This window comes from Pseudanabaena biceps PCC 7429 (genome assembly GCF_000332215.1).
Classification (GTDB): Bacteria; Cyanobacteriota; Cyanobacteriia; order Pseudanabaenales; family Pseudanabaenaceae; genus Pseudanabaena; species Pseudanabaena biceps.
The window spans coordinates 1-1,185 of sequence record NZ_ALWB01000388.1; the positions used below are offsets into that span (position 1 = coordinate 1).

1 protein-coding gene and 2 pseudogenes are annotated in these 1,185 nt (G+C 43.5%); all 3 read right to left on the minus strand.

The window, feature by feature from the left end:
• Positions 1–39: 39 nt before the first annotated feature.
• Positions 40–264 carry a hypothetical protein gene (locus tag PSE7429_RS25360; RefSeq protein WP_009629722.1) on the minus strand — a complete coding sequence of 75 codons (225 nt, stop codon included), beginning with the start codon at positions 262–264 and terminating at the stop codon, positions 40–42.
• Between the two features lie 212 nt (positions 265–476).
• Positions 477–764: pseudogene (locus tag PSE7429_RS22595) on the minus strand (IS4 family transposase); the annotation flags it as partial.
• Between the two features lie 14 nt (positions 765–778).
• Positions 779–975 (minus strand): annotated as a pseudogene (locus PSE7429_RS28275) (IS4/Tn5 family transposase DNA-binding protein).
• Between the last annotated feature and the right edge of the window lie 210 nt (positions 976–1,185).

Here is a 1,185-nt window from a genome sequence, read left to right on the forward strand (position 1 = left end):
TCTTAATGGCCGTTTCTAAGTCTTCCACGACTTCAGTGGTCAAAAGCATCCACTCCAAGGAGTTTCACCTTCAGGACAATCGATTTCAGTGGCATAGACAGCATAAACTGGTAATGGGTCACGATTGTCAAAACGATAGGGAACCCGTAGATTAACCATAGAAAATCGTACTGCTAATTTGGCGATACGGGCTTTACGTTTACCAGATTCTGGTACTTTGATTTCCTGTTCAAATCTTACGGGTTGCGACTCCAGTTTTGCCATAGCCGTTCGCTATTTTGGTCTAAACTACGGTCATGGGCTGCTCTGACTAATACCCCTGTATGTTGCAGTTGTCGTACTTGGTCAAAGACTTCGGTGATGTCTCCTTCGCGGTCGAAAATATGAATTACATGGGTGCTGCTACTGACTTGATGCTCGACTTCGGTCAGCGCTTCTACCCATCGATAAGACTCTTTATCTTTGAATAACCTTTGTCGGGCTGCTTTTCGGGCAAGGGCAAGTCGTTGCTTTTTCGCTGCTGCGGTTTCATCTTGCGGTGGCTTTGCTTTCGCTTCTCGGTTCCACAATTTTTGCCATAACAACCCGATTACTTGTCCTTGTTCGGGGGCGATCGCTAAGGCACTGTGCAGAATTAATCCGTTCCCACCATTTCCCGTTGGTCCATACCCTTCCCGTTTGGCTTTAATTTTGCCATAATCTAAATAGGTGGTATCTCCTATGCATAAGACCAATTCTTGTTCTTCCACGGCTTCACTGGTCATTTCACAGTGTGGTTTTATGATCTTGCTAAATTCTGTTTTCCGATTGGCGAAAACTCATAAGCCCTTTTTAACTCAGAGCCACTCTTAAATATCTCGGACAACGCTTTCCCGAATCCTTGACTTATTTTTTGCCGATTGAGTACCCTCGGTTGCTTAGTCTCTCATCTCCTAATTCACAACTTGCAAAATTCTTGTCCCACCAGTTCATCATTTTTCTTCCCTGCTTTTGCTTGATTTTTACTACTTTAACCCCATCTGCACCCTTTATCTGAAAGCCTCTTCTGGTCTGCCTTTTAAAGATCCCGTGAAAAGTAAGGAGTATGGGTAGGCTAATTTTCTATCACACTGATTTATATCTTTAGATTTTCTCCAGTGCAGTCTTGTATTTTTCCACTTGCTAGCATTTGCTGAATTGTTCCAG

Bases quoted from the DNA above. Each gene is read 5' to 3' on its own strand.
- PSE7429_RS25360 (WP_009629722.1), bottom strand. From the start codon at position 264: ATGGCAAAACTGGAGTCGCAACCCGTAAGATTTGAACAGGAAATCAAA.